Raw genomic sequence first — 24,766 nt, forward strand, 5'->3', positions numbered from 1 at the left:
ATTCAGTTCCTTGTCGGAGTACCAATTGATTTCGGCGACCGGCCGCTGGCTACAGCGGCGCGGCGGTCTCGAACATCTGGCCCAGGAAGCGAAGAACCGTATTGCATGCACTCATCAACCCGCTGCGCCGAAAGGCCGGCGACTACCAGGGGGTGCAACAGGTCATTGGCGATCATCCCGGCGCTCAGGCCGGTCGAACAGGTATCGCCAAAGACGTGTCGCTGCTCGTCAGCGAATGGAAAAAGCCCAGCAGTCGCCCCGCGCCTGTGCAGGCAAGAACCCGGAGCGACCCGGTAATAGGCAAAGAGGGCCCGGTGAATGAATGGCTACAGGGGGGGCGCGGTCTCGAACATCATGCTCAAGGTGCCGGCGTAATCGCCCGGAGTACGTTCGATGGTGCTCGGGTTGAGCACGCTGGCATTGAATTGCACCAGAAGGCCCGGCGGAGCCAGGTCGGCCCTGAGCACGATTCTGGGAGACTCGGTAAGAGCCACCATGTTGACGGCCACCTGCATCGGAATCACGTTATCGCCACTGCTGATTTGCGCCGGTTCGAGCATGTATGCCGTGATGGCGCCGACCGTGCTTTTCAGCAGGAGTTTTTGCTGGAGCGGGGTAAACCCGGTACCGATGACGTTCCAGTTCAGGGTCTGGGTCTGGCTCATCCAGTTAGCGGGGTCGATAACGCTGAAGCTTTCCGTGGGCACCGTGCCGGAGACCGTGAAGTTACCTTCGATCGGCTGGACGGCTGATGCGCCTCCCGAGGCCAGCATCAGCGCCAGAGGAAGCGCGAAAAAACGGTATTTCATAATTCAGTTCCTTGTGGGAGTACGGATTGATTTCGACGACCTGCCGCCGCTTACAAAGGCGCCTTAGTCTCGAACATCATGCCGAAGACCCCCGAATAGTCGCCGGGCGCGGGCATCGCCGTAGAGTCGGCGGACAGATCGAAATCCACCATGAACGGTTTGCCCGTCAGCATCTCTTCCGCGCTGGCCACTTCCTGCGGCAGGGTGCTCAGGGTCTTTCCGGCGACCCTGAGGCGCATGGCGATCACATCGTCCTTGTCATTGGTGAGTTGCGCCGGCAGCGTCAGGTGCGCAGTGACGGCACCGACTGTGCTCACGAAGATGAGCCGCTGTTTGAACAAGGCGAAACCTTCACCTTCCACCCAGCTCAACTCGTGATTCTTGCCCCACCAATTGCCGCTATCGATCACGTTGAAGAACTCGGTCGGAATGGTGCCGACGAGCTTGACCTGCTTGTTGATCGGCTCGGCCGCCGAAACTGTGCCCGCCGCCAGCATCAAGGCCAACGGAAGCGCGAACGCACTGTATTTCATGATCTTTTCCCTATCTGAGGAACGAAAATTCCGAAGCCCACCAAAGACGCCGCCGGGGAAGGGTTGCTGGCGCCAGATGGGCAGGACGGATTATTCGTGACTGGGAAAAAGGCTTACATCAGACGTATCCCAGTGACACCGGGAAATTTCCCACCGAGCCTACTTACAGCCCATGAAACAGCTCGGGGAAATGTGCGAATGGCGCGTGGCGCTGGGCCGTTATTGCGGAAGGAAGGATTGAATGTGAGTACACCCGGCGCCGTGGGAAAAGCGCCGGGGTGCCTATCGCCGGGGCAGTCGAATGCTGAACCGGGCACCGCCCAACGCCGACGGGCCGACCGTCAGTTGCCCGCCCTGGCTCTCGATGACCCGACGGCTGATGGCCAGGCCCAGGCCGAACCCGCCGGTAGCCCGGTCGCGGCTGCGGTCCAGGCGATAGAACGGCTGGAAGATCTGCTCACGCTCGTGTTCGGGGATGCCGATGCCGTCGTCCTCGACGCTGAGCAGACAGTTGCCCGCCGCGTCCTGGCCGAGTTCCAGCAGCAGTCGCCGGTCGCAGTAGCGCATGGCGTTGCGGATCAGGTTCTGCACGGCGCGGGCGGTAAGCCGTGGGTCCAGGGCGAACCGCGGCAAGTCGTTGGCTGCGCAGACCTCCCAGCAGATGTCACGGCTGTCGAGTTCCTCGGCGAAGCTGCCGAGAATGCTGTCGACGAACTCCAGCAACGACACCTCGACCCGTTCGACGTTTTGCCCAGGGGTTTGCAAGCGGCTGTAGGACAGCAGTTCGAGCACCAGCTCATCCAGCTCGCGAACATGCCCGACCAGTTGCATCAGGCGCTTGCGGCTGGTGGCCGGCAGTTCGTCATAAAGCAGCACCAGGCCGAAGTCGAGACGGGTCAGCGGTGTGCGCAACTCATGGGACACCGCGTTGAGCAGTTCGCGCTGTTGGGTCAGCAGTTGCTCCAGGTCGTGGGCCATGGTGTCGAACACCTGGGCCAGTTCGCCGATGTTGGAGCGCGAGGAAATCATCGTGCGCTCCGACAACTGCCCCTGCCCGAGCAACTGCGCGGTGGCCTTGAGCCGTTGCAGGTCGCGCCAGTGCGGCCACAGCCAGAGCAGCAGGCAGCCGAGCAGCGCGGCGCCGATCAGTACGGTGATGCCCCACGACAACAGGTTGATGTCGAACGGGTCCGGCGGGTTGCGCAGGGCCACCAGCCACTGGCCGTTGAGCGGCGCGATGGCGGTCTCGTAATAGCCCCAGTCACCCAGGCGCACCACGTTCTGCCCGGCGTCCAGGCGCACACGTTCCTGCTCGGTCAGATCGGCCGAGGTGCTCGGCATCAGCTCGACCGCCAGCGGCGCGAAATCGACCGCCAGCGCCTTCGCCACCGCCGGCCATTCGCTCTCCGGCGCCTGGCGGAACTGGCGGACGATCAGCGCCTGCACGCCCCGCGCCTGCTCCAGGTTGTACGCCAGGTAACGTTCGTTGAACGCCTTGAGGATGACTTCCGGCACCAGGAAGATCGCCCCGGCGTAGGTGACGATGGTGAGCAGGTAGAGGCGAACGAGGATTTTCAGCATGGTCCGGCCTCAGACCTCCCATTCCACGCGGCTGAACAGGTAGCCCTTGCCCCACACGGTCTTGATCTTCCGTGCTTCGCCGGCGTTGTCGTCGAACTTGCGGCGCAACTTGGAAATCGCCACGTCCACCGAGCGGTCGGTGCCGTTGAACTCGATGCCGCGCAGGTGCTGGAGGATATGGTCGCGGCTGAGCACCGTGCCGGCATTGCGCGCCAGCACCACCAGCAGGTTGAACTCGCCGCTGGACAGTTCCACCGGCTGCCCGCGCCAGGACACCGTGCGCTCGGCGAGGTCGATGCACAGGGCGCCGATCAGCACCCGGTCGCTCTCAAGGTGCGGCTCGGTAATGCTGCTGCGGCGCAGCAGGGTCCGCACCCGCGCCAGCAACACCCGCGGTTCGCAGGGCTTGGCAACGTAGTCGTCGGCGCCCATTTCCAGGCCCAGCACCTGATCGTGACTGTCGTCGCGGGCGGTGAGCATGAGGATCGGCAGGCTCTGCGACTCGCCCCGCAGGTGGCGGCAGACCTGCAGGCCGTCGAGGCCGGGCAGCATCAAATCGAGGATCACCAGATCAGGTTTGTCGCGGCGCACCTGCTCCAGCACTAGATCGCCACGGGCGATGACGCTCACGGTAAAGCCGTTGCGCTGGAGGTAGCTGGCAATCAATTCGGACAGGGCGCAGTCGTCTTCGACCAGGAGAATGTTGGGCATGAGTTGACTTGGAGAACAGGGAAAGGAACGCAGAATATAGAACCGGAAAAGGTAACGAGTTATTTGTTCACACTTTTTAACAGACGCTCTACAGAGCTTCACAGCCGCTGGTCGCGCGCCTGCCTTACCATTCGGCGGTCATTTATGGAAGATCCGTATGTTGCCTTCAAGCCCCGCCCGTCTGCGACGTCTGCTCCCCCTCACCGCCCTCGCCCTGCTGCTGGGCGCCTGTGACAGCAAGCCGCCCGAGGAACAAAAAGCCCCCGCGCCGAACGTCACGGTGGAAACCGTGCGGGTGCAGCCGCTGGCCATCAGCAGCGAACTGTCCGGGCGCATCCAGGCGCCGCGCATCGCCGAAGTCCGCGCCCGCGTGGCCGGCGTGGTGCTCAAGCGCGAATACCGCGAAGGCAGCGACGTGAAACAGGGCGACGTGCTGTTCCGCATCGACCCGGCGCCGTTCCAGGCCGACTTCGACAGCGCCCGCGCCGCCCAGGCCAAGGCCGAGGCGACACGCTACCAGGCGCGCCTGCAAGACCAGCGCTATGCCGAGCTGATCGAGATCAACGCGGTCAGCCGCCAGGACCGCGACAACGCCCGCGCCGCAATCATGCAGGCCGACGCCGAGGTCGCCGCGGCCAAGGCTGCCGTCGAACGGGCGCGGCTGAACCTGGGCTATGCCACGGTGACCGCGCCGATTTCCGGCCGGGTCGGCCGCGCGCTGGTCACCGAGGGCGCGCTGGTCGGCCAGAACGAATCGACGCCGCTGGCGATCATCCAGCAACTGGACCCGATCCACGCCGACCTCACCCAGTCCACCCGCGAGATCAATGCCCTGCGCCGCGCACTGCGGGCCGGCGAGTTGCAGCAGGTCGGCCAGGACCAGGCGAAAGTCACCCTGATCCAGGACGACGGCACGCCCTACCCGCTGGCCGGCAAGCTGCTGTTCTCGGACATCAGCGTCGACCCGGGCACGGGGCAGATCACCCTGCGCAGCGAATTCCCCAACCCAGACCTCGACCTGCTGCCCGGCAGTTTTATCCGCGTGCGCCTGGAACAGGCGGTCCAGCCCCAGGGCATCAGCGTGCCGCAACAGGCCATCCTGCGTGACAGCGCCGGCCAGCCGCGGGTGCTGCTGGTGGACGCCGAGCAACGCATCACCGAACGCGCGGTGACCCTGGGCAGCGCGCAGAACAACCGCTGGATCGTCAGCGACGGCCTGAGCCCCGGCGACCGTGTGGTGACCGAGGGCCTGCAGCACGTCAAGGCCGGCGACCCGGTTCAGATCACGCCGGGCGCCGCGGGTGACCAACCCATCGTCCAGACCACCGGCCAGTGAGGGCCTGATTCATGCCGCAGTTTTTCATTGATCGCCCGGTGTTCGCCTGGGTGGTCGCGCTGTTTATCCTGCTTGCCGGCGCGCTGGCGCTGCCCAAGCTGCCGGTGGCGCAGTACCCCAACGTGGCGCCGCCGCAGGTGGAAATCTACGCCGTCTATCCGGGCGCCTCGGCCCAGACCATGGATGAAAGCGTGGTCAGCCTGATCGAGCAGGAACTCAATGGCGCCGATCACCTGCTGTACTTCCAGTCGCAGAGCAGTCTCGGCAGCGCCACCATTACCGCCACCTTCGAACCCGGCACCAACCCGGAACTGGCCCAGGTCGATGTGCAGAACCGCCTGAAGATCGTCGAGTCGCGCCTGCCGCGCGCCGTCACTCAACAGGGCCTGCAGGTGGAAAAAGTCTCCACCGGTTTCCTGTTGCTGGTGACCCTCACCGCTGACGACGATCGCCTCGACGAAACCGCCCTGAGCGACTTCCTCGCGCGCAACGTGATGAACGAGATCCGCCGCCTCGAAGGCGTCGGCAAGGCGCAGTTGTATGGCTCCGAGCGGGCCATGCGGATCTGGATCGATCCGCAGAAACTGATCGGCTTCAACCTGACACCCGAGGACGTCAACAACGCCATCGCCGCGCAGAACGCCCAGGTCGCGCCGGGCAGCATCGGCGACCTGCCGGGCCGCTCCGGTCAGGAAATCACCGCCAACGTGCTGGTCAAGGGCCAGTTGTCGAGCCCGGAAGAGTTCGCCGCCATCGTCCTGCGCGCCAACCAGGACGGCTCCAGCGTGACCATCGGCGATGTCGCGCGGGTCGAGATCGGCAGCCAGGAATACCAGTTCGGCACTCGCCTCAACGGCAAGCCGGCCACCGCCTTCAGCGTGCAACTGGCGCCCGGCGCCAACGCCATGCAGACCGCCGACCTGGTGCGGGCGAAGATGGAGGAGCTGTCGCGCTACTTCCCGCCGGGCGCGACCTGGTCGATCCCTTACGACACCTCGCCGTTCGTCAAGGTCTCCATCACCCAGGTGATCAACACCCTGGGCGAGGCCATGGTGCTGGTGTTCCTGGTGATGCTGCTGTTCCTGCAGAACATCCGCTACACGCTGATCCCGACGCTGGTGGTGCCGGTGGCGCTGATGGGCACCTTCGCCAGCATGCTGGCGCTGGGTTTCTCGATCAACGTGCTGACCCTGTTCGGCATGGTGCTGGCCATCGGCATCCTGGTGGACGACGCCATCGTCGTGGTGGAGAACGTCGAGCGGATCATGATGGAAGAAGGCCTGCCGCCGCGTGAGGCGACCCGCAAGGCGATGGGCCAGATCAGCGGCGCGATCATCGGTATCACCCTGGTGCTGGTGGCGGTGTTCCTGCCGATGGCCTTCATGAGCGGATCGGTGGGGGTGATCTACCAGCAATTCTCCATGTCCATGGCGGTGTCGATTCTGTTCTCGGCCTTCCTCGCCCTGAGCCTGACCCCGGCGCTGTGCGCCACCCTGCTCAAACCGGTGGCCAAGGGCGAGCACCACGAACGTCGCGGCCTCTATGGCTGGTTCAACCGCCGTTTCGAGTCGATGAGCAACGGCTACCAGCGCTGGGTGGTCCACGCCATCGCCCGCAGCGGTCGCTACCTGCTGCTGTATGCCGTACTGCTGGGCGTGCTGGTGATGAGTTTCAGCCAGTTGCCGTCGTCGTTCCTGCCCACCGAGGACCAGGGCTACACCATCACCGACGTGCAGTTGCCGCCCGGTGCCAGCCGCGAACGCACCGAGCAGGTGGCGGCGCAGATCGAGGCGCACAACGCCGCCGAACCGGGCGTGGGCGACACCACGGTGATCCTCGGCTTCAGCTTCTCCGGCAACGGCCAGAACGCCGCGCTGGTGTTCACCACGCTCAAGGACTGGTCCGAGCGCAGCGCCAACGACGCCGCCGCGGCCATCGCCGAGCGCGCGACCATCGCCTTCAGCCAGTTCAAGAACGCCATCGCCTATTCGGTGCTGCCACCGCCAGTGGACGGACTGGGCACCTCCACCGGCTTCGAGTTCCGCCTGCAGGACCGTGGTGGCCTCGGTTACACCCGCTTGATGGCCGCCCGCGACCAGTTGCTCGCCGCCGCGGAAAAGAGCCCGGTGCTGGTCAACGTGCGCGAAAGCGCCCTGGCCGAAAGCCCGCAGGTGCAACTGGAGATCGACCGCAAGCAGGCCAACGCCCTGGGCGTGTCCTTCGCCGATATCGGCACGGTGCTGAACACCGCAGTGGGCTCCAGCTACGTCAACGACTTCCCCAACCAGGGTCGCATGCAGCGGGTGGTGGTGCAGGCCGAAGGCGACCGCCGCAGCCAGGTCGAGGACCTGCTGAAGATTCACGTGCGCAACAGCAGCGGCAAGATGGTTCCGCTGGCCGCCTTCGCCCGCGCCCAATGGGTGTCCGGGCCGGTGCAACTGACCCGCTACAACGGCTATCCGGCCATCGCCGTCAGCGGCGAACCGGCCCCGGGCTACAGCTCCGGCGATGCCATGGCGGAGGTCGAACGGCTGGTGGGCGAACTGCCGCTGGGCTTCGGCCTGGAATGGACCGGGCTGTCGTTGCAGGAGCGTTTGTCCGGCAGCCAGGCGCCGTTGTTGATGGGCCTGTCGTTGCTGGTGGTGTTTCTCTGCCTGGCGGCGCTGTATGAAAGCTGGTCGATCCCGACCTCGGTGCTGCTGGTGGTGCCGCTGGGGATTCTCGGCGCGGTGCTCGCGGTGACCCTGCGCGGGCTGCCCAACGATGTGTTCTTCAAGGTCGGCCTGATTACCCTGATCGGCCTGTCGGCGAAGAACGCCATCCTGATCATCGAGTTCGCCAAGAGCCTGGTGGATCAGGGCCACGACCTGGTGGACGCTACGGTGCAAGCCGCGCGCCTGCGCCTGCGGCCGATCGTCATGACCTCGCTGGCGTTCATCCTTGGCGTGGTGCCGCTGGCCATCGCCACCGGCGCCAGCTCGGCCAGCCAGCAGGCGATCGGCACCGGGGTGGTCGGCGGCATGCTCAGCGCCACGCTCGCGATTGTGTTCGTACCGGTGTTCTTCGTGGTGGTGATGCGCCTGACCGGCTACCGCCGCAAACAGGCCGAGGCCGCATCGGCCGCCATCAGCGAAAGCTGATGGACAGCCCGGCGGCGCGCATGGGAAGGTGGCGGACCCTGTCCGACGGAAACACTTCGCAATGAGCGCCGCCCCTCTTCCGCCCTGTTCGATCCTGATCCTGGCCGGCGGTCGCGGCCAGCGCATGGGCGGCCAGGACAAGGGCCTGCTGACCTGGCGCGGCACGCCGCTGGTCGCCCACCTGCACGCGGTGGTGCGCCCCCTCAGTGATGACCTGATCATTTCCTGCAACCGCAACGCCGACACCTACCGGCTATACGCCGACACCCTGGTCCACGACCACGAGCCGGATTTTCCCGGCCCGCTGGCCGGCGTCCTGGCCGGGCTCGAAGTGGCGCGGCATGAGTGGTTGTTGGTGCTGGCCTGCGATGCGCCGCAAGTGGACGACGCGTTGCTGACGTCGATGCGGGCCCTCGCCGCAACGCACAACACCTCGGTGATGGTGCGCCAGGCCGGTCAATGGCAGCCGATGTTCAGCGTGATCCCGCGGGCCCTGCGCGAATCCCTGGCGGACGCCTGGGATGCCGGTGAACGCAGCCTGTTGCGAGTTTTGCGCAGCGGGCCGCTAGTGGCCCTGGACTGTGCCGAGGACGATCCGCGGCTGGCCAACTTCAACACGCCGCAGCACCTCGACGGCTCCGCTTCAGCGCAGCCGTGAGCGGATCTGCAGGCAGGTGTCGAGCACTTGCTGCTTGTTCTGCGGCGCCAGCGCCAATTTGTCCTGCATCCTGTCGAACAGCCGCGCCGCCTCGACCTTCAGGTCGCGGCCCTTGTCGGTGAGCAGCACCTTGCGCCGGCGGCGGTCGCCCGGGTCGAGGTAGACCGTGATGAACCCGGCCTCGCCCAGGCGGCGAATGATCGGCGTCAGGGTGCCGAGGTCGAACAGGGTCACCGCGCTCAAGGCGCTGATGGACAGGTCGTCCTCGCCCCACAGGCCGATCAGCACCAACAATTGCGGGTAGGTCACGCCATGCCGGCGCAGCGGTTCGCCATAGTCACGGACCATGGCGTTGGCCGTGGAATACAGGGCGAAACAGAGCATGCTGTCGAAATCAAAGTGCGGTTCCTCAAGGGTTGTTTCGGCGGCTGTCATTGTCCATCTCCCTGCATCTGCTCGTTACGTGCCCATTGTTGCAACAGGGTGAAGTCCACCCGACCACTACCGGTGCTGGGCAACACGCCTCTGAACGTGACCCCTTGCGGCACCTGCCAGGCGGTCAATCCGGCCCGGCATCGCTCCAGCACTTCACCGGGGCTTGGCGGCCCGTTGCTGTCCGGCACCACGAAAGCCCACAGCCGCTCGCCGGCCACGGGGTCGGCAATGCCCACCACCGCGGCGTCCTGCACGCCCTCGAGGGCTTGCAGAAAACTCTCCACCTCCACTGGATTGACCCGCACGCCGTCGCAGGTCACCAGGCGCTGGATCGCGCCATGGAAATACAGATAACCGTCCTCGTCGCGACTGCACAGGTCACCGGTGTGCAGCACGGTCTCGCCCGGCTCGACGCCCGGCTTGAGCCGCTGCGCCGTAACCACCGGGTTGCGCCAGTAGCCCGGCATCATCGACGGGCTGCGGATCACCAGTTGGCCCATGCGGTCCGGCTGGAGAATGTCGCGGCCCTCCTCGTCGATCAGCCAGACCTCGGTGTCGGGCACCGGAATCCCCAGGCTGCCCGGCTTGCCGTGGACATCTTCGGCGGGCAGGTAGGCGCAACATTTGCACTCCGGCAGGCCGTACAGCGTGCAGATCTGCGCCGTGGGAAACAGCGTGCCGATCCGTGCGACCTGACGCCGACGCAACCCGGTGCCGCCGTTGGTGACCAACCGCACCGCGGGAAAGCAGATACCGCGCCGGGCCGCGTGCTCGTGCAACAGCATCAGCGTGTTGGCGACGAAGGGCACCACGCTGACTTCATGCCGCTCGATGCTCTCAACCAGGTATATCGGCCAGGCAAACGCTTTCTCCAGTACCAGAGTGGCGCCTGCGTCCAGCGCCATCAGCATCTGGTACAGGCCGTAGTCCGAGGACAGCGGCAAGCAGCACAGCACGTTGTCGCTGACCTGATAGGCCAGGTTGCGCCGCAATGACCCGAGTGCCGCAAGCATGTTGCGGTGGGTGACCATGATCCCGCGTGGCGGCCCCGGAACGTCGTCGGGATAGAAAATGGTCGCCAGGTCCTGTTCCTGCGGCGGCATCGCCGATGCGCACCACGCCTCCTGGCCGAGCAGGCTTTCAAAGGTGCGGGTGGCCTTGGCATCCGGCTCGCCGTCGAGCAGGACGATGCTGCGCAGGTGCGGCAGCCCGGCGATGCTGACCGGCAGGCCGGCCAGGGTGGCGCAAGTGGTGATCAGCACCGTGGCTTCGCAGTCGCGCAGGATGTAGTCGAGGTGACTGGCGCTGACCTGCGGCTCGACATTGACCACCACCCCGCCGGCCTTGAGCACGCCCCAAAAGGCGCAGACCGTTTCGATGCGGTTGCCCAGGCACAACAGCACCCGGTCCTGCGTGCGCAGACCGACCCCCAGCAGCCCGCCGGCCAGTCGCTGGCTGGCGTCTTCCACTTGCGCGTAGGTGTAGGTCTCGCCGGCGTAGATGATCGCCGCCTTGCCCGGATACCGCCCGTTGCTGTCGTCCAGGACCTGTTGCAGTCCGCCCGGCCGGCTCATGGCGTGCAATTCCCTGACTTTGCCAAGACGGCGTCCATGCGAAACCCTTCAACAGATACGTGAAAAATGAAACGCGATCGCCTCTCGTGGAGGGTTGCAAAAAGCCCGATCGCGCTCGCTTTTTTTCTAAGATGCCGCATCCGAAACAATATAGCCAGTTGCCATTGGCGGCGAATAAATGGCGTCAAGGAATGGCTGTAGCCCGCGTGTTACGGGCTATGCGGGAAAATACTGACGGCTTGGACAGGCATCCGTTTGGATGGTTTTGAATGAAGGTCAGGGTGATGGCCGGAAAGTGCTTGTCGAGAGTCTTTTAGCGCTCTCACGATCGAGCGCCGCCCGCGCGGCGCATCGCGGATGAATCCGCTCCTACATTTTTTGAAACGTACCTATGCCTGTCAGGCCATGGTTGACCGCCTTGGTGGTTCGGCTCAATTTCAAGGCTGGCGCCTCAGCCGCCCCGCACTCTCCCGCCATGCACCAAGGCTGGCAACGCCAATCCCACAGGCCATGGCGCGTTGCAACAAATGTAGGAGCGGATTCATCCGCGATGCGCCGCGCGGGCGGCGCTCGATCTCAAGGGCACTAAAGACCTGTCGGCTAGCACACAGCGGCCATCACCGGTTCCGCTGAGAGGCGGCTCGTGACCTTTACACAACCCTGAGAAGTGTAGATACCCTTCCAACAATGAAGCCGAAACTCAACCCAACCGATGCCAGCTCCTGCGCTCCCGCCCAAGCAACTCATCCCCCGCCGCAGGGCCATCCTCACCCGCCGGGTATTCATGAACCTCGCCGCCGTCCTTCCAGGCATCCAGAAACGGCTGCACCGCCCGCCAGCCGTTCTCGATGTTGTCGGCGCGCTGGAACAGGGTCTGGTCGCCGATCAGGCAGTCATAGATCAAGGTCTCGTAGCCGGTCGCCGGGCGCATCTTGAAGAAATCCTTGTAGGCGAAGCCCAGCTCGACGTTCTCCATCGCCAGCGCAGGCCCGGGACGCTTGGCCTGCAAATCGAACCACATGCCTTCGTTGGGCTGGATCTGGATCTTCAGGTAGTTGGGCTTGGGCCGTTCGGCATCGCTGTCGCGGAACTGCGCGTAGGGCGCCGGCTTGAAGCAGATGGCGATCTCGGTGTCGCGCACGCTCATGCGCTTGCCGGTGCGCAAGTAGAACGGCACGCCGACCCAGCGCCAGTTGTCGATCATCACTTTCAGGGCGACATAGGTTTCGGTCTGGCTGTCCGCGTCGACCCGCGGTTCCTGGCGATAGCCCTTGAGCTTCTTGCGCCCGAGCTTGCCCGCGCTGTATTGCCCGCGCACCGAGTTCTTCAGGGCCATGGCTTTCGACCAGGGCCGGATCGCGCCGATGACCTTGGCCTTTTCGCTGCGCACCGCATCCGCGCCAAACGCGGCCGGCGGCTCCATCGCGACCATCGCCAGCAACTGGAACAGGTGATTCGGCACCATGTCGCGCAAGGCGCCGGTGCCGTCATAGAAACCGCCGCGCTCTTCCACGCCGACGGTTTCCGCCGCGGTGATCTGCACATGGTCGATGTAGTGGTTGTTCCAGAACGCTTCGAACAGGCCGTTGGAAAAACGGCTGACGAGGATGTTCTGCACCGTCTCCTTGCCCAGGTAATGGTCGATTCGGTAGATCTGCTTTTCGCTCATGACGCTGAGCAGGCGGGCATTGAGCAGTTCCGCGCTGGCGAGGTCCGAGCCGAACGGTTTTTCGATCACCACCCGGCGAAAGCCGTCGCGCTCGTCCAGCAGCCCGGCGGCGCCGAGGCGCTGCACCACATCGGCGAAGAAGCGCGGCGAGGTCGCCAGGTAAAAGATCGCGTTGCCGTTGCGGGATTTGTCGATGTGCTTGCCGATGCCCTGGTAGGTGGCGTCGTCGAGAAAGTCCCCGGTCAGGTAATCGATACGCTTTGCCAGTTTGGCCCAGCGCTTCGGGTCCAGGCACTGCGCGCCCTCGCCCGCCGCCTTGTCGCGTTCGTGCATGAAGGCTTCCAGGCGGGCGGCGAATTCAGGGCCGCTGGCGGTGTTGTGATCGACGCCGACGATTCGCAGATTGCGGTCCAGCAGGCCGTCGCGGCTCAGGTTGTACAGGGCCGGCATCAACAGGCGCTTGACCAGATCGCCATTGGCGCCAAACAGGAACAGGGTGCAAGGTGGAGCGGTTTCGACGTTGTATTCATTCATTCGGAACGCTCGACATGCCCGCCAAACCCGAAGCGCATCGCCGATAGCAGGCGATCGCCATAGGTGCCCTGCTGCTGTCGCGAACGGAAGCGGGCGAACAGCGCGCTGGACAACACCGGCACCGGCACCGCCTGCTCCACCGCCGCATCGATGGTCCAGCGGCCTTCGCCGCTGTCGTCCACCGCGCCGCTGTAATGGCTCAACTGCGGATCGGCCGCCAGCGCATCAGCGGTCAGGTCGAGCAGCCAGGAGGTGACCACGCTGCCGCGCCGCCAGACCTCGGCGATCTCGGCCAGGTCCAGTTGATAGCGCTGTTCGGGCGGCAACTCCTCGCCGGCCTTGCCGCGCAGGATGTCGAAGCCTTCGGCGTAAGCCTGCATCAGGCCGTACTCGATGCCGTTGTGGACCATCTTGACGAAATGCCCGGAGCCGGCCGGCCCCGCATGGATGTAGCCCTGTTCGGCACGGCCGGTCGGGCCGCTGCGTCCGCGAGTACGCGGGATGTCGCCAACGCCCGGAGCAAGGCTGGCGAACAGCGGGTCGAGGTGATCGATGACCGCCTGTTCACCGCCGATCATCATGCAGTAGCCGCGCTCCAGCCCCCAGACGCCGCCCGAGGTGCCGACATCCACATAGTGCAGGCCACGCGCGCTCAGCTCGCCGGCGCGGCGGATATCGTCCTTGTAGAAGGTGTTGCCGCCATCGATGATCGCGTCGCCCGCCTCCAGCAGGTCGGCCAGTTGCGCGATGGTCTCTTCGGTCGGGGCGCCTGCCGGCAACATCACCCACACCGCCCGCGGCTTGCCCAGTTGCGCCACCAGCGCCGGCAGGTCCGGCGCGCCTAGTGCGCCCTCCGCCACCAAGGTGTCGATTGCCGCCTGATTGCGGTCGTTCACCACCAGTTGATGGCCATTGCGCATCAGGCGCCTTGCGATATTACCGCCCATGCGGCCCAGCCCCACGATTCCCAGTTGCATGTGCCGACGCTCCGTTCGAAAGGAAGAAATGCCTCATCAGGTGCACAAGGTTAGTCCAGACGACCGGAGGATGGTTTCACGACGAACGGCACGACAGCGACAAACAAAAAAGTTCCACCCGGCGGAAAAAGAATTCAGAATCGCGCCCCGTCAAGCGTCTACGCTTCAGTTCTGTGACAACCCATTTGCGAGGTGCGCAATGCAAACCCTGATGCCGGCAAGCCCACCCCAGACGCTCTACGTCCAGGTTCGCCGTGACGAACTGCAACGTCTGAAGCAGGAACGTGACCAGCTCAAGGAGCAGGTAGCCCGCCTGAACCTGATGCTACAACAGGCCCAGTCGCCCAGCCGGGCCAGCGCCTGATTTCCTCCCTCCGGGCGCAATCACCCTGCATTGCGCCCCGTTAGCCCAGCAACACCGTCAGCCAGTACCCCGCGCCCGCCGTCGCCACCAGCAACAGCAATCCCGCCGATACCCGTGATACCGACGCCCGGTAACGCTGCGCCAGGCTGTGCCGCATCAGGCCGATGTACAGCGCCAGAATGCTCAGGTCCACGATCAGCCACAGCAGTGCCAACAACCCGATGCTGGTGCCGAACGATTCGGTCACCGGGATGAACTGCGGGAACAGGGCCACGAAAAACAGAATGTCCTTGGGGTTGGAGATACCGATCACGAAGCCTTGCCACCAGCCGCTGGCGCGCGGGGCCACGCCCGTCTCGGTGCTGGCGCAATCGCGCAAGCCGCTGAAACCCAGCCAGCCGATAAACAGGCAACCCAGCAGACCGCCCCATTGCAGCAAGTGCGGGCTGATCGCCAGGCTGCCCGCCAGCACCGCCGCAGCAGCCGCGACCAGAATCAACGATGCGGCGTTGGCGCCCAGCGCGGTTTTCACCGCCGTGGCGGTGCCGGCGCGGCTACTGGCCTCCACCACCAGCAGGACCACCGGGCCCGGCGTCGCGATCAACAGGATGACAGTGCCCAGGTAGGCAATCAGCAGCGGTGTGTTCATGTCTGGCTCTCGTAGCGGTGAATCCGCGCATTCTGGGCAGAGAGTGCTGCCTTGAAAAACGCAAAAAGCGCTGGCCTACTATGACTCAAACTCATCATGAGCCTTCGCCATGGCTGACCGCCTGCCCCCGCTGTATGCCCTGCGCGCCTTCGAGGTCGCCGCCCGCTCCTGCTCCTTCACCCGCGCCGCCGACGAACTGGCCCTGACCCAAAGCGCCATCAGCCGGCACATCCGCAGCCTGGAAAGCCACCTGGGCTGCCGCCTGTTCGAACGTCATGGCCCGCGCCTGCGCCTGACCGACGCCGGGCAACGCCTCGCCCGCCAGCTCAACGCCGGCTTCAGCCTGATCGAGCAAGCGTGCCAGCCATTTCGCGGCGCCGGCCGGCAACTGCGCCTGAAAGCCCCGTCGACCCTGACCATGCACTGGCTGCTCGGCTGCCTGGAGCGTTTCAGGCACGACCCGCGAAACGTCGCCGTGCAACTGGCCAGCGTGTGGATGGACCAGGACGCCGTGGATTTTTCCAGTGAGCCCTACGATTGCGCAGTGCTGCTCGGCAATGGCCATTTCGGCGAGCAGGTGCAGAGTTGCAAGCTGTTCGAGGAGTGGCTGATCCCGATCTGCGCGCCGGCGCTGCTGGGCGATTCGCCGTGGGATGCCCAGCGCCTGAGCAGTGCCGCGCTGGTGCATCCGTCCAGCGACCGCCGCGACTGGCAGCGCTGGCTGCGCGGCAGCGGGCTGGCGACGGACATCGACCTGACGCGCGGCATCTGCTTCGACACCCTCGACCAGGGCATGGCCGCAGCCATGGCCGGACATGGGCTATCCGTCGGCGACCTGGCGCTGATCGGCGCCCATTTGCGTGATGGCCGGCTCGCGTTGCCGTTTCCTCAGGCGGTGGCGACCGGCGATGCCTATTACCTGGTTTGGCCGACAGGCAGCGCCTGGCAGGACAGCCTAGCCACGCTGCGCGACTTCCTGCTCCAGCAGTGTCCCGATACTGATCCGCCTGGCGTTGAGCGCCGTTCGGTCGCGTGAGCCGGCAACCCTGCACGCGCCGGTTCATACTGGCGACCTGATTTATCCGGGAACTTCTTTGAGCATGCAGACAGAACTTGCGCTGTTCGATTCACCGCAGCGCCGCGAACCGCAGTGGGTCGGCCAACAGACGGTGCTGCTGCCCGGCTTCGCCCTCGAGCGGGTGGAACAGGTGCTGCCAGCCTTGCGCCGGGTGGTGCATGCCGCGCCGTTTCGCAACATGACCACGCCCGGCGGGCGAACCATCGCGGTGCGGGTGACCAACTGCGGCGAACTGGGCTGGATCAGCGACCAGCGCGGCTATCGCTACAGCCCGCTTGATCCGCTGAGCGGAGAACCGTGGCCGGCGTTACCGCCGGTCTTTCTCGAACTGGCGCGGGAGGCCGCGAGCCAGGCCGGCTTCGCCGACTTCACCCCGGATGCCTGCCTGGTCAACAGCTACCTGCTCGGCAATCGCCTGACCCTGCACCAGGACCGCAACGAACGCGACTTCAGCCAGCCGATCGTGTCGGTGTCACTGGGCTTGCCGGCGACCTTTCTGTTCGGCGGGCACGCGCGCGCCGACCGCACCCAAAAGATCGGGCTGCAGCATGGGGATGTGATGGTCTGGGGTGGCGAGGATCGATTGCGCTTTCACGGGATTCTGCCGCTCAAGGACGGCGTGCATCCGCTGCTGGGGGCGCGGCGGATCAATTTTACGTTGCGCAAGGCGGGGTGAATTGGGGGCGGCTCATCGCTGGCAAGCCAGCGCCCACAAGGTCTGTGTGCACCGGGGGCCCTGTGGGCGCTGGCTTGCCAGCGATGCGCCGCGTTAGCGGCGCTCGATTGCGAACGCGCTAAAAACTCAGCGCCCCGTCATCAGATGCGGCACGTCCACCCGCCCATGGCTGTGCAGTTCACGCTGCTGACGCACTTTCATCACCAGGTCAGCCAGTGCCCGGCAATCGGGCAGGCTGTTGAGCTGGATATCGCCGACCACCATCGCCTGGCGTGTAGCATCGGCAGGGAAATACAGGGTCAGCGACATCCCGTCACCACAACGCACCTCGCAGCGGTCCGGAAGGAACGCACCCTCTATCAATTGCCGCAACTCGAGATCGCACACTCCATGCATTGGCATCATTCAACCCTCTGGTCATCAAGGCTGTCGCCCACGTTAGGCCTGCCCGGCAGCAGGTTCAAATTGCAAAAAGCCATTGGTCAGCGCTTCCCTCATTGAACCCGCGCATGGCCGTCACCAGCCAACCCCGTAGGCCCTGATTTAGGGAGCGGCGCGCCCGCTAGCGGGTTCAGGCAAAGTGATGGCCCATCGGACGAAAGGTTGTCGGATCACCCCTCCGCGCCCATCTGGCCAAAACGGCCGGCGTGAAAATCATCGAACGCCTCGGCGATTTCTGCCTGGCTGTTCATCACGAACGGCCCGTAGCCGACGATGGGCTCGTCCAGCGGTTCGCCGCTGAGCCAGAGCAATTTGCTGTCGCTACTGGCGTCCAACTGCACCGCTGCACCGTCGCGCTCGAACAACACCAGTTGCGCCTTGCCCACGTCCTTCTGGCCATTGACCCTGACACTGCCGGCCAGGACCACCAGCGCCGCGTTGTGCCCGTCCTGGGTGGACAAACTGACGGACTTGCCCGCCTGCAGTTGCAGGTCCCAGACGTCCATGGGCGTGAAGGTCCGCGCCGGCCCTTTGTGGCCGAGGTAATCACCGGCGATCACGCGCAGGCTGCCGGCCTCGGAAGGCAACGGGACCCGCGGAATGTCGGCGGCGAGCAGGGTCTGGTAGCCGGCGGGCGCGGATTTGTCCCGTGCCGGCAGGTTCACCCACAACTGCACCATTTCCATCATGCCGCCAGTGCGGGCGAACGACGGCGCGTGGAATTCCTCATGGATGATCCCGCCCGCGGCGGTCATCCACTGCACGTCACCCGGCCCGATCAGGCCACCGGCACCGGTGGAGTCACGGTGCTCCAGTTCGCCTTGGTAGACGATGGTCACGGTTTCGAAGCCGCGGTGCGGGTGCTGGCCGACGCCACGGCGCGCGTTGGTCGGGCTGAAATGATGGGGCCCCGCGTAATCCAGCAGCAGGAACGGGCTGATATGGCGGGCCAGGTTGTCGTAGCTAAACAGACTGCGCACCGGAAAACCGTCACCGACCCAATGGGCCGCCGGGCTTTGGTAAACGCCTTGAATCTTTTTCATTGAGAACCTCCTCGTTGCATGGGACCAACAATACCCATGCAACGAAAAAGGCGGTAGAGGGCTAAAAACGCCCGCACTGTTCCATTAGTGGAACAATCAGGCAGATTTCACTTGCGCGGTGGTCAGCGCTTCCAGCACCCAGGCCTCGATCTGCGCGGCGCTTTCTTGCGGATCTTCCTGCATGAAGCAATGCCCGCCCGCCACCTTGCGCGGTTCGACCTTGCGGTTCAGGCGTGCCCAGCGCGCCAATGACAAGGGCACGAAGGGATAGGTCTGCTCGCCGTAGAGCACCAGGGTCGGAACCTCGATGCTGGTCAGCGAGGCCCACATCCGTTGCGGGAAGGAGCTGAAGATTTCCACCTCGCGGCTGGGCCGGCACTTGAGCACCACGCCTTCGCCGCAGTCGCCAATGGCGTGATCGACATAGGCCTGCAGGGCCGCTTCGTTCCAGCCCTTGAAGATGCCGCGGCCTTGCAGCGAGTCGTGGGCGGTCTGGCGGTCCGGCCAGAAATTGCGGCGGGTCGCAGCCTTGCGGGCCAGGCCGTGACGGCGGTGCATGCCGAACAGGCTGGCCACGCCCATCACGCCGATCATCGAGCGGCTGAACACCACCGGGTCGAGCAGCACCGCGCGGCGGAACAGCTGCGGCTCGCGGGCCAGCATCAACCCGGTAAGCACGCCGCCGAAACTGTGGCCCACCGCGAACATCGGCACATCGCCGTAGACACCGCGCCCGGCGTGAAAGGCTTCCAGCGCCAGTTCGGCGCTGCGGTTCCAGCCGACGAAGGTGCCACCGTGATCGCTGTCGCCGTGGCCCTGAACATCGCTGAGCCAGAGGTCGAAGTGCACCGCGAGGCGTTCCAGCAGCGGCTGGTACGCCAGGGTGCAGAAGCCGTTGCCATGAATGAAGTGCAGCAGCGGCCTGCCGCTGGCGGGTGAACGCCAGCCGCGCAGGGTGAAGTGTTCGGCGCAATCATGCGACCAGGGGATCAGTTCCATCGGGACTCGCAGCAGGAATCAGGAAAAGCCCGATTCTACAAACAGCAACGGATACAGAGATAGCACCAACAGCGCTGCCATTAGCAGGTTAAACAGCCGAAGCCAACGCGGATCCTGCAAGAAGCGCCGCAATGCGCTGCCAAACATGACCCAGACACACACCGCCGGCAGGTTGACCAGACAGAACACCGCGGCGATGACCACGACGTTGAACAGGTAGCCCTGGGCCGGCGTGTAGGTGGTGATTGCGCCGACCGCCATCACCCAGGCCTTGGGGTTGACCCACTGGAACGCCGCCGCGCCCCAGAAGCCCAGCGGCTTGCGGTTTTGCCCATCGCTGACGGACATCGGCCCGGACGTGGCGATCTTCCACGCCAGGTACAACAGGTACGCGGCACCGGCATAGCGCAGCACGGTGTAGGCCATCGGGTAGAGCTTGAACAGCTCGCCCAGGCCGAGCCCCACCCCGAGCACCATCAGCATGAAGCCGATACTCACCCCCAGCGCATGCGGAATGCTTCGACGCACGCCGAAGTTCACCCCCGAGGCCATCAACATGGTGTTGTTTGGCCCCGGGGTGATCGAAGAAACGAATGCAAACAGCACGAAGGCTGAAAGCAGATTGAGGGAGGTCAGCAGCATGGCGGTGTTCCTGATTATCGGGGCGTCGCGCCCTTTGGCGTTGTAGGTAAAACCCTACCGGGAAACCTTCTCCGCACAGCGATACAGTTCCGCACTATTGCGCACATACACTTTACTGTTCCGCTCTCACTTACCCTCTGACGAGCGCCAGTAAAGTGGACTACGATGTCGGCACCTTTTTCATCGGAATGCCTTTCATGTCGTTGCACATCCGTCCCGCCCGGCCCGAAGACGCCGCACAAATCCTCACCTTCATCACTGAACTCGCCGAATACGAGCGCGCCCGCCATGAAGTGATCGCCAGCGTCGAGGACATCCAGCGCAGCCTGTTCAGCCCGGACAGCAGCGCCAAGGCGCTGATCTGCGAGCGTGACGGCCAGGCCATCGGTTTTGCCGTGTACTTCTTCAGCTACTCCACCTGGCTCGGGCGCAACGGTATTTACCTCGAAGACCTGTATGTCACGCCGCACTCCCGCGGCACCGGCGCCGGCAAATTGCTCCTGCGCCACCTGGCCCAGGTGGCCTGCGCCAACGACTGCGGTCGCCTGGAGTGGAGCGTGCTGGACTGGAACCAGCCGGCCATCGATTTCTACCTTTCCATCGGCGCGCAACCCCAGGACGAATGGGTGCGCTACCGCATGGAGGGCGACACCCTGCGCAACTTCGCCCAGGGCTGATACCCGCAGCACACCCACTTCGACGGATTGAACAGGGGAGTACAGCAACCATGGCGGCGAAAGCGAATACCCAGCCCTTCACCATCCTCGCCCAGGACCCGGCGGTGGCCAGCCCGGACGGCACGCCGCTGTTCGCCAAGGTCAGCGTACCGCTGGAGTCGTTGGCGGACGGGCCCACCGGCTACCGGGTCAAGGTGATCGACTTCGACGCCTCGGCCAACCGCCTGTACACCCCGCACACCTACCAGCAGGCGCCAGGCGACAAGGCCGTCGACCCCTTCGATCCGCCGCAGGCCGGCGTGCTGGCAGACCCGCGCTTTCACTGCCAGCAGGTCTACGCGGTGGTCATGCGTACCCTGTCGCGCTTCGAACTGGCGCTGGGCCGGCGTATCGCCTGGGGCTTCGACGGGCACCAGTTGCACATCGTCCCCCACGCCTTCGTCGAGGCGAATGCCTTTTACTCGCGGGATGACCGCGCGCTGATGTTCGGTTACTTCCAGGACGGCGAGGACTGGGTATTCACCGCCCTCTCCCACGACATCGTTGCCCACGAGGCGACCCACGCCATCCTTGACGGCCTGCGCGCCGGCTTCATGAACGCCTCGGGCCCGGACCAGGCGGCTTTTCATGAAGGCTTCGCCGATGTGGTGGCGCTGCTCTCTGTGTTTTCCCTGCGCGAGGTGATCGAATTCGCCCTGACCCGCTACCGCGGCGTGGATATCCAGCAACAGGACGGCGTGCGCCTGATCGACGGCGACGCCCTGGAAATCGACGCCCTGGCCGACACCCTGCTGTTCGGCCTCGGCGAGCAGTTCGGCCAGGCCATGACCGGCCTGCGCGCCAACCCGCTGCGCCGTTCGGTGCAACTGCGCCCGTCCACCGACTACCTCGACAGCCCCGACTACGCCGAGCCCCACAGCCGCGGTGAAATCTTCGCCGCAGCCATGCTGCGCAGCATGCTGGAGCTGTGGGTGGCACGGCGCAAATCCCTCGGCACCTTCGGCCACAATCGCTACAACCTCGACGCGGTGATCGACGAAGGCGCCAAGGCCGCCGACCAGTTGCTGACCATCGCCATCCGCGCCCTCGATTACTCGCCGCCGCTGGACCTGGAATTCGGCCACTACCTGGCCGCGCTGCTCACCGTGGACGCCGAAGTGGCGCCGGACGATTCGCGCTACAGCTACCGGCAGATCATCCGCGACACTTTCGCCGCCTACGGCATCCAGGTGCCCGCCGGGCGCACCGATGCCGATGGCTGCTGGCTGACCTTCGCCGACAACGAAAAGATCCAGTACCGCAGCAGCCACTTCGACTCGATGCTGCGCGACTCCGAAGAGGTGTTCCGTTTCATCTGGGAAAACCGCGAGACGCTGCACATCGACACCGACGCTTACACCGAGGTGACCTCGGTCCGCCCCAGCCTGCGCTTCGGCCCGGACGGCTTCATCCTGCGCGAGACGGTCTGCGAGTACACCAGCCGGGTCAACCTGTTCGGCGCCGAGTTCAAGGCAGTGTTCAAGGAGCCGCGCCCGGCGTGGATGGCGACCACCGACGCGATGACCGTGTATGGCGCCGGGACGCTGATTTTCGATCAATACGGGCGCATCAAGTACCACATCGATCGTCCGCTGACCGATGCCCGCTGGCAGGTGCGGCGCCTGGAATGGCTGTACGGTCCCGAGAGCAACGGCGCGGCGCCCGGCTCCGCCGCCGACCTGGTGCGCATCCACCGGGCCCGGGCCATGCAGCCGCCCGCCGGGGAGGTGCAGCCATGAGCCCGGTCCGCCTGCACCTGTTCGCCTACCAGGTCGGTTTCGGCGATTGCTTCCTGCTGCGCTTCGTCTACCCGGACGACAGCCAGCGCCATGTGCTGATCGACTTCGGCACCGTGGGCATGCCCAAAGGCATGAGCAAGTCCGCGCAGATCCTCAAGATTGCCAACGACATCAAAGCGCGTTGCGGCGGCAAGCTGCAGGCGCTGGTCGCCACCCACCGCCACGCCGACCATATCAGCGGCTTTACCCCCGGCAAGGACGGCCAGGGACCGGGCGATATCATTCGCGCCCTGGAGCCGGACGTGGTCCTGCAACCCTGGACCGAGCAACCGGACCTCCCGGAAAAAGCCACCGCGCCGCTGGCCAGTGCCCATGCCCAGGCCCTGGACGGCATGAACCAGCTCGCCGAAAACCTTACCGAACGCCTGAAAACCCAACCCAAGGGCCTCAGCCCGGAACAGACCCGGCGCCTGGGATTCCTTGGCGAGAACAACATCAAGAACAAGGCTGCGGTGAACAACCTCATCGACATGGGCAACCGCCCCGGCGCCCGCGCCGCCTACGCCCACTACGGCACCGACGACCCGCTGGCCGACGTGCTGCCGGGGGTCGTCACGCTGGTGCTCGGCCCGCCGACGGTGGAACAGAGCGCGGAAGTCCGCCGCCAGGCCAAGGACGACCCGCAATACTGGCTGCGCCAGCCCGAACTGCTGTTCGGCCAGCGGGTCAGCCGTGGCGCCAGCACCTCGCCGTTTCCAGAGGCGCCCTACAGCCCCGGCGGCAAGCTGCCACGGCGGGCGCGCTGGATCGCCCAGCGCGTGCGCGAGAGTCGCGGCACGCAATGGATGTCGATCGTCACCGCGCTGGACAAGGCGATGAACAACACCAGCCTGATCCTGCTGTTCGAGATCGGCGAGAAGAAACTGCTGTTCCCTGGTGATGCGCAAATTGAAAACTGGCGCTATGCCCTCAGCCAGCCCGGCGTCGCCGAACGGCTGAGCTCGGTGGACCTGTACAAGGTTGGTCACCATGGCAGCCGCAACGCGACGCCGAAAAACCTGTGGGACGATTTCCACAAGAAAGGCAACGCCGACAAGCCCGGGCGCCTGACCAGCGTGCTGTCCACCCTGCCCGAGCAGTACGGCAGCAAGGACGAGGCCGGCAACACCGAAGTGCCAAGGCGCACCCTGCTCGAAGCACTGGCCAAGGACTCGCACCTGCACGACACCGAGCGTTTGGCGCCAGACCAGCTTTACGACGAAGTCATCATTGATTTGTAAGGAATGCTTATGGCGGCGTTTTTTCAGCGTTGCCAAGATCGAGCGCCGCGCGGGCGGCGCTCGATCTTGAGAGCGCTAGAAAACTTCCGGCATGCGCCTGGTGGCCATTCCTCGGTCTGTTGACAAGCGCCTTCCAACCACCACATGACCGAAAAATGTGTAGATACCGATGCGCATCGCTCGATCCAAGCCTCAGACATCACTCCCCCGCCCCGCATACCGCTGCGCCAGCACCGCACACACCATCAACTGAATCTGGTGAAACAGCATCAGCGGCAAGATCAGCGCCCCCACCGCGCTGCCGGCAAACAGCAACTGGGCCATGGGCACGCCAGTCGCCATGCTCTTCTTCGATCCGGCGAACAGAATGGTGATGCGGTCCTCGACATTGAACCCCAGCCAGCGCCCAAGGCTCTGGGTGCAGAACAGCACCAGCGCCAGCAACACACAGCACACCAGCGTCAGCCCGAGCAAATGCGATACCGGTACCGAATTCCACAGCCCGCTGACCACCGCACCGCTGAACGCGGTGTAGACCACCAGCAGGATCGAACCCTGGTCCACCGCCTTCAGCCAGCCGGCATTGCGCGCCACCCAGCCGCCAATCCAGCGCCGCGCCAGTTGCCCCGCGACAAACGGCACCAGCAGTTGCAGGACGATCGCCCATACCGCTTCGAGGCTTGAACCGCTGTCGCCTTCAACACCCATCAGCAACATCACCAGCAACGGCGTCAGGACGATCCCCAACAAACTGGACGCCGCCGCGCTGCAAATTGCCGCCGGCACGTTGCCGCGGGCCAGGGAGGTGAAGGCGATGGCCGATTGCACCGTGGCCGGCAAGGCGCACAGGTAGAGCACGCCCAGGTACAGCGCATCGCCCACCAGCGGCAGGATCAGCGGTTTGAGCAGCAGCCCGAGCAGCGGGAACATCACGAAGGTGCAGGCGAACACCAGCAGGTGCAGGCGCCAGTGCCCTGCCCCGGCGACCACCGCCTCACGCGACAGCTTGGCGCCATGCAGGAAGAACAACAGGCCGATGGCCAGGTGCGTCAGCCCTTCGAAGAACGTCGCGACCGCGCCGGACGCCGGCAGCCAGGTGGCCAGGGCGACCACCGCGAGCAGGGCCAGGGTGAAGTTGTCGAACAGTAAGCGCAGATGTTTCATCGTGCATTCCGGCGTGTT

23 protein-coding genes are annotated in these 24,766 nt (G+C 65.0%); 9 read left to right on the forward strand and 14 right to left on the reverse strand.

Going from position 1 to position 24,766, the window contains the following annotated elements:
• Positions 1 to 326: 326 nt before the first annotated feature.
• From NTD88_RS09970 to NTD88_RS09985, 4 genes are all read right to left on the reverse strand, one after another.
• Positions 327 to 809 (reverse strand): CS1 type fimbrial major subunit, encoded by a 483-nt coding sequence (locus NTD88_RS09970; protein WP_095155001.1) that lies wholly within the window; start codon positions 807 to 809, stop codon positions 327 to 329.
• A 50-nt stretch (positions 810 to 859) separates the two neighbouring features.
• Positions 860 to 1,342 carry a fimbrial protein gene (locus tag NTD88_RS09975; RefSeq protein ID WP_262154890.1) on the reverse strand — a complete coding sequence of 161 codons (483 nt, stop codon included), beginning with the start codon at positions 1,340 to 1,342 and terminating at the stop codon, positions 860 to 862.
• Positions 1,343 to 1,624: 282 nt separating this feature from the next.
• Positions 1,625 to 2,923, reverse strand: a complete 1,299-nt coding sequence (locus NTD88_RS09980; protein ID WP_262129383.1) for an ATP-binding protein — start codon at positions 2,921 to 2,923, stop codon at positions 1,625 to 1,627.
• Positions 2,924 to 2,932: 9 nt separating this feature from the next.
• The gene (locus NTD88_RS09985) at positions 2,933 to 3,634 is read right to left on the reverse strand and encodes a response regulator transcription factor (RefSeq protein ID WP_262129382.1); all 702 of its coding nucleotides are present in this window, start codon (positions 3,632 to 3,634) and stop codon (positions 2,933 to 2,935) included.
• Positions 3,635 to 3,791: 157 nt separating this feature from the next.
• Here NTD88_RS09985 and NTD88_RS09990 point away from each other — a divergent pair, with 157 nt between their 5' ends.
• The 3 genes from NTD88_RS09990 (at position 3,792) to mobA (ending at position 8,768) form a co-directional block, all read left to right on the forward strand.
• Entirely contained in the window at positions 3,792 to 4,970 is a 1,179-nt protein-coding gene (locus tag NTD88_RS09990; RefSeq protein WP_262154891.1) for an efflux RND transporter periplasmic adaptor subunit, read from the forward strand.
• Positions 4,971 to 4,981: 11 nt separating this feature from the next.
• The gene (locus NTD88_RS09995) at positions 4,982 to 8,110 is read left to right on the forward strand and encodes an efflux RND transporter permease subunit (RefSeq protein ID WP_262154892.1); all 3,129 of its coding nucleotides are present in this window, start codon (positions 4,982 to 4,984) and stop codon (positions 8,108 to 8,110) included.
• Between the two features lie 61 nt (positions 8,111 to 8,171).
• A complete protein-coding gene (gene mobA, locus NTD88_RS10000) occupies positions 8,172 to 8,768 on the forward strand; it encodes a molybdenum cofactor guanylyltransferase MobA (protein WP_262154893.1) in 597 nt (198 codons plus the stop codon).
• Here the strand turns inward: mobA and NTD88_RS10005 are convergent.
• From NTD88_RS10005 to gnd, 4 genes are all read right to left on the reverse strand, one after another.
• Positions 8,754 to 9,203: a MarR family winged helix-turn-helix transcriptional regulator gene (locus NTD88_RS10005; RefSeq protein ID WP_095155008.1), complete on the reverse strand. Its 450-nt coding sequence runs from the start codon at positions 9,201 to 9,203 to the stop codon at positions 8,754 to 8,756. The two genes, mobA and NTD88_RS10005, sit on opposite strands and share 15 nt — an antisense overlap.
• Entirely contained in the window at positions 9,200 to 10,777 is a 1,578-nt protein-coding gene (locus tag NTD88_RS10010; RefSeq protein ID WP_262154894.1) for a class I adenylate-forming enzyme family protein, read from the reverse strand. The genes NTD88_RS10005 and NTD88_RS10010 overlap by 4 nt, the downstream gene beginning before the upstream one ends.
• A gap of 700 nt (positions 10,778 to 11,477) precedes the next feature.
• Entirely contained in the window at positions 11,478 to 12,980 is a 1,503-nt protein-coding gene (zwf, locus tag NTD88_RS10015) for a glucose-6-phosphate dehydrogenase (RefSeq protein WP_262154895.1), read from the reverse strand.
• On the reverse strand, positions 12,977 to 13,957 hold the full coding sequence (gnd, locus tag NTD88_RS10020; RefSeq protein ID WP_262154896.1) for a phosphogluconate dehydrogenase (NAD(+)-dependent, decarboxylating): 981 nt from the start codon (positions 13,955 to 13,957) through the stop codon (positions 12,977 to 12,979). Before gnd ends, zwf begins: the two co-directional genes overlap by 4 nt.
• A gap of 199 nt (positions 13,958 to 14,156) precedes the next feature.
• On the opposite strand from gnd, the gene NTD88_RS10025 reads away from it, so the two are divergent.
• Positions 14,157 to 14,321 carry a DUF6026 family protein gene (locus NTD88_RS10025; protein WP_175650522.1) on the forward strand — a complete coding sequence of 55 codons (165 nt, stop codon included), beginning with the start codon at positions 14,157 to 14,159 and terminating at the stop codon, positions 14,319 to 14,321.
• 40 nt (positions 14,322 to 14,361) lie between these two features.
• On the opposite strand, the gene NTD88_RS10030 is transcribed toward NTD88_RS10025, so the two are convergent.
• On the reverse strand, positions 14,362 to 14,970 hold the full coding sequence (locus tag NTD88_RS10030) for a LysE family translocator (protein ID WP_262154897.1): 609 nt from the start codon (positions 14,968 to 14,970) through the stop codon (positions 14,362 to 14,364).
• A 109-nt stretch (positions 14,971 to 15,079) separates the two neighbouring features.
• Between NTD88_RS10030 and NTD88_RS10035 the strand changes: the two genes are divergently transcribed.
• Positions 15,080 to 16,006 (forward strand): LysR substrate-binding domain-containing protein, encoded by a 927-nt coding sequence (locus NTD88_RS10035; RefSeq protein ID WP_262154898.1) that lies wholly within the window; start codon positions 15,080 to 15,082, stop codon positions 16,004 to 16,006.
• Between the two features lie 64 nt (positions 16,007 to 16,070).
• Entirely contained in the window at positions 16,071 to 16,724 is a 654-nt protein-coding gene (gene alkB / locus NTD88_RS10040; protein WP_262154899.1) for a DNA oxidative demethylase AlkB, read from the forward strand.
• Positions 16,725 to 16,850: 126 nt separating this feature from the next.
• Here alkB and NTD88_RS10045 read toward each other — a convergent pair whose 3' ends face one another.
• The 4 genes from NTD88_RS10045 to NTD88_RS10060 form a co-directional block, all read right to left on the reverse strand.
• Complete coding sequence (locus tag NTD88_RS10045) at positions 16,851 to 17,129, reverse strand: DUF1652 domain-containing protein (RefSeq protein WP_315975149.1); 279 nt, start codon at positions 17,127 to 17,129, stop codon at positions 16,851 to 16,853.
• 206 nt (positions 17,130 to 17,335) lie between these two features.
• Entirely contained in the window at positions 17,336 to 18,208 is an 873-nt protein-coding gene (locus NTD88_RS10050) for a pirin family protein (protein WP_262154900.1), read from the reverse strand.
• Positions 18,209 to 18,304: 96 nt separating this feature from the next.
• Positions 18,305 to 19,207 (reverse strand): alpha/beta fold hydrolase, encoded by a 903-nt coding sequence (locus tag NTD88_RS10055; protein ID WP_095155016.1) that lies wholly within the window; start codon positions 19,205 to 19,207, stop codon positions 18,305 to 18,307.
• Between the two features lie 18 nt (positions 19,208 to 19,225).
• Positions 19,226 to 19,849: a LysE family translocator gene (locus NTD88_RS10060; protein ID WP_262154901.1), complete on the reverse strand. Its 624-nt coding sequence runs from the start codon at positions 19,847 to 19,849 to the stop codon at positions 19,226 to 19,228.
• Positions 19,850 to 20,046: 197 nt separating this feature from the next.
• On the opposite strand from NTD88_RS10060, the gene NTD88_RS10065 reads away from it, so the two are divergent.
• The 3 genes from NTD88_RS10065 to NTD88_RS10075 are packed head-to-tail and all read left to right on the forward strand — an operon-like array spanning position 20,047 to position 23,584.
• Entirely contained in the window at positions 20,047 to 20,526 is a 480-nt protein-coding gene (locus tag NTD88_RS10065) for a GNAT family N-acetyltransferase (protein ID WP_262154902.1), read from the forward strand.
• A gap of 50 nt (positions 20,527 to 20,576) precedes the next feature.
• Positions 20,577 to 22,304 carry a hypothetical protein gene (locus NTD88_RS10070; protein ID WP_262154903.1) on the forward strand — a complete coding sequence of 576 codons (1,728 nt, stop codon included), beginning with the start codon at positions 20,577 to 20,579 and terminating at the stop codon, positions 22,302 to 22,304.
• The gene (locus NTD88_RS10075; RefSeq protein WP_262154905.1) at positions 22,301 to 23,584 is read left to right on the forward strand and encodes a hypothetical protein; all 1,284 of its coding nucleotides are present in this window, start codon (positions 22,301 to 22,303) and stop codon (positions 23,582 to 23,584) included. Before NTD88_RS10070 ends, NTD88_RS10075 begins: the two co-directional genes overlap by 4 nt.
• A 192-nt stretch (positions 23,585 to 23,776) precedes the next feature.
• On the opposite strand, the gene NTD88_RS10080 is transcribed toward NTD88_RS10075, so the two are convergent.
• Positions 23,777 to 24,748, reverse strand: a complete 972-nt coding sequence (locus NTD88_RS10080) for a bile acid:sodium symporter family protein (protein WP_262154907.1) — start codon at positions 24,746 to 24,748, stop codon at positions 23,777 to 23,779.
• Positions 24,749 to 24,766: the final 18 nt, after the last annotated feature.

It is taken from the genome of Pseudomonas sp. 20P_3.2_Bac5, from assembly GCF_025466035.1.
Taxonomy (GTDB): Bacteria; Pseudomonadota; Gammaproteobacteria; order Pseudomonadales; family Pseudomonadaceae; genus Aquipseudomonas.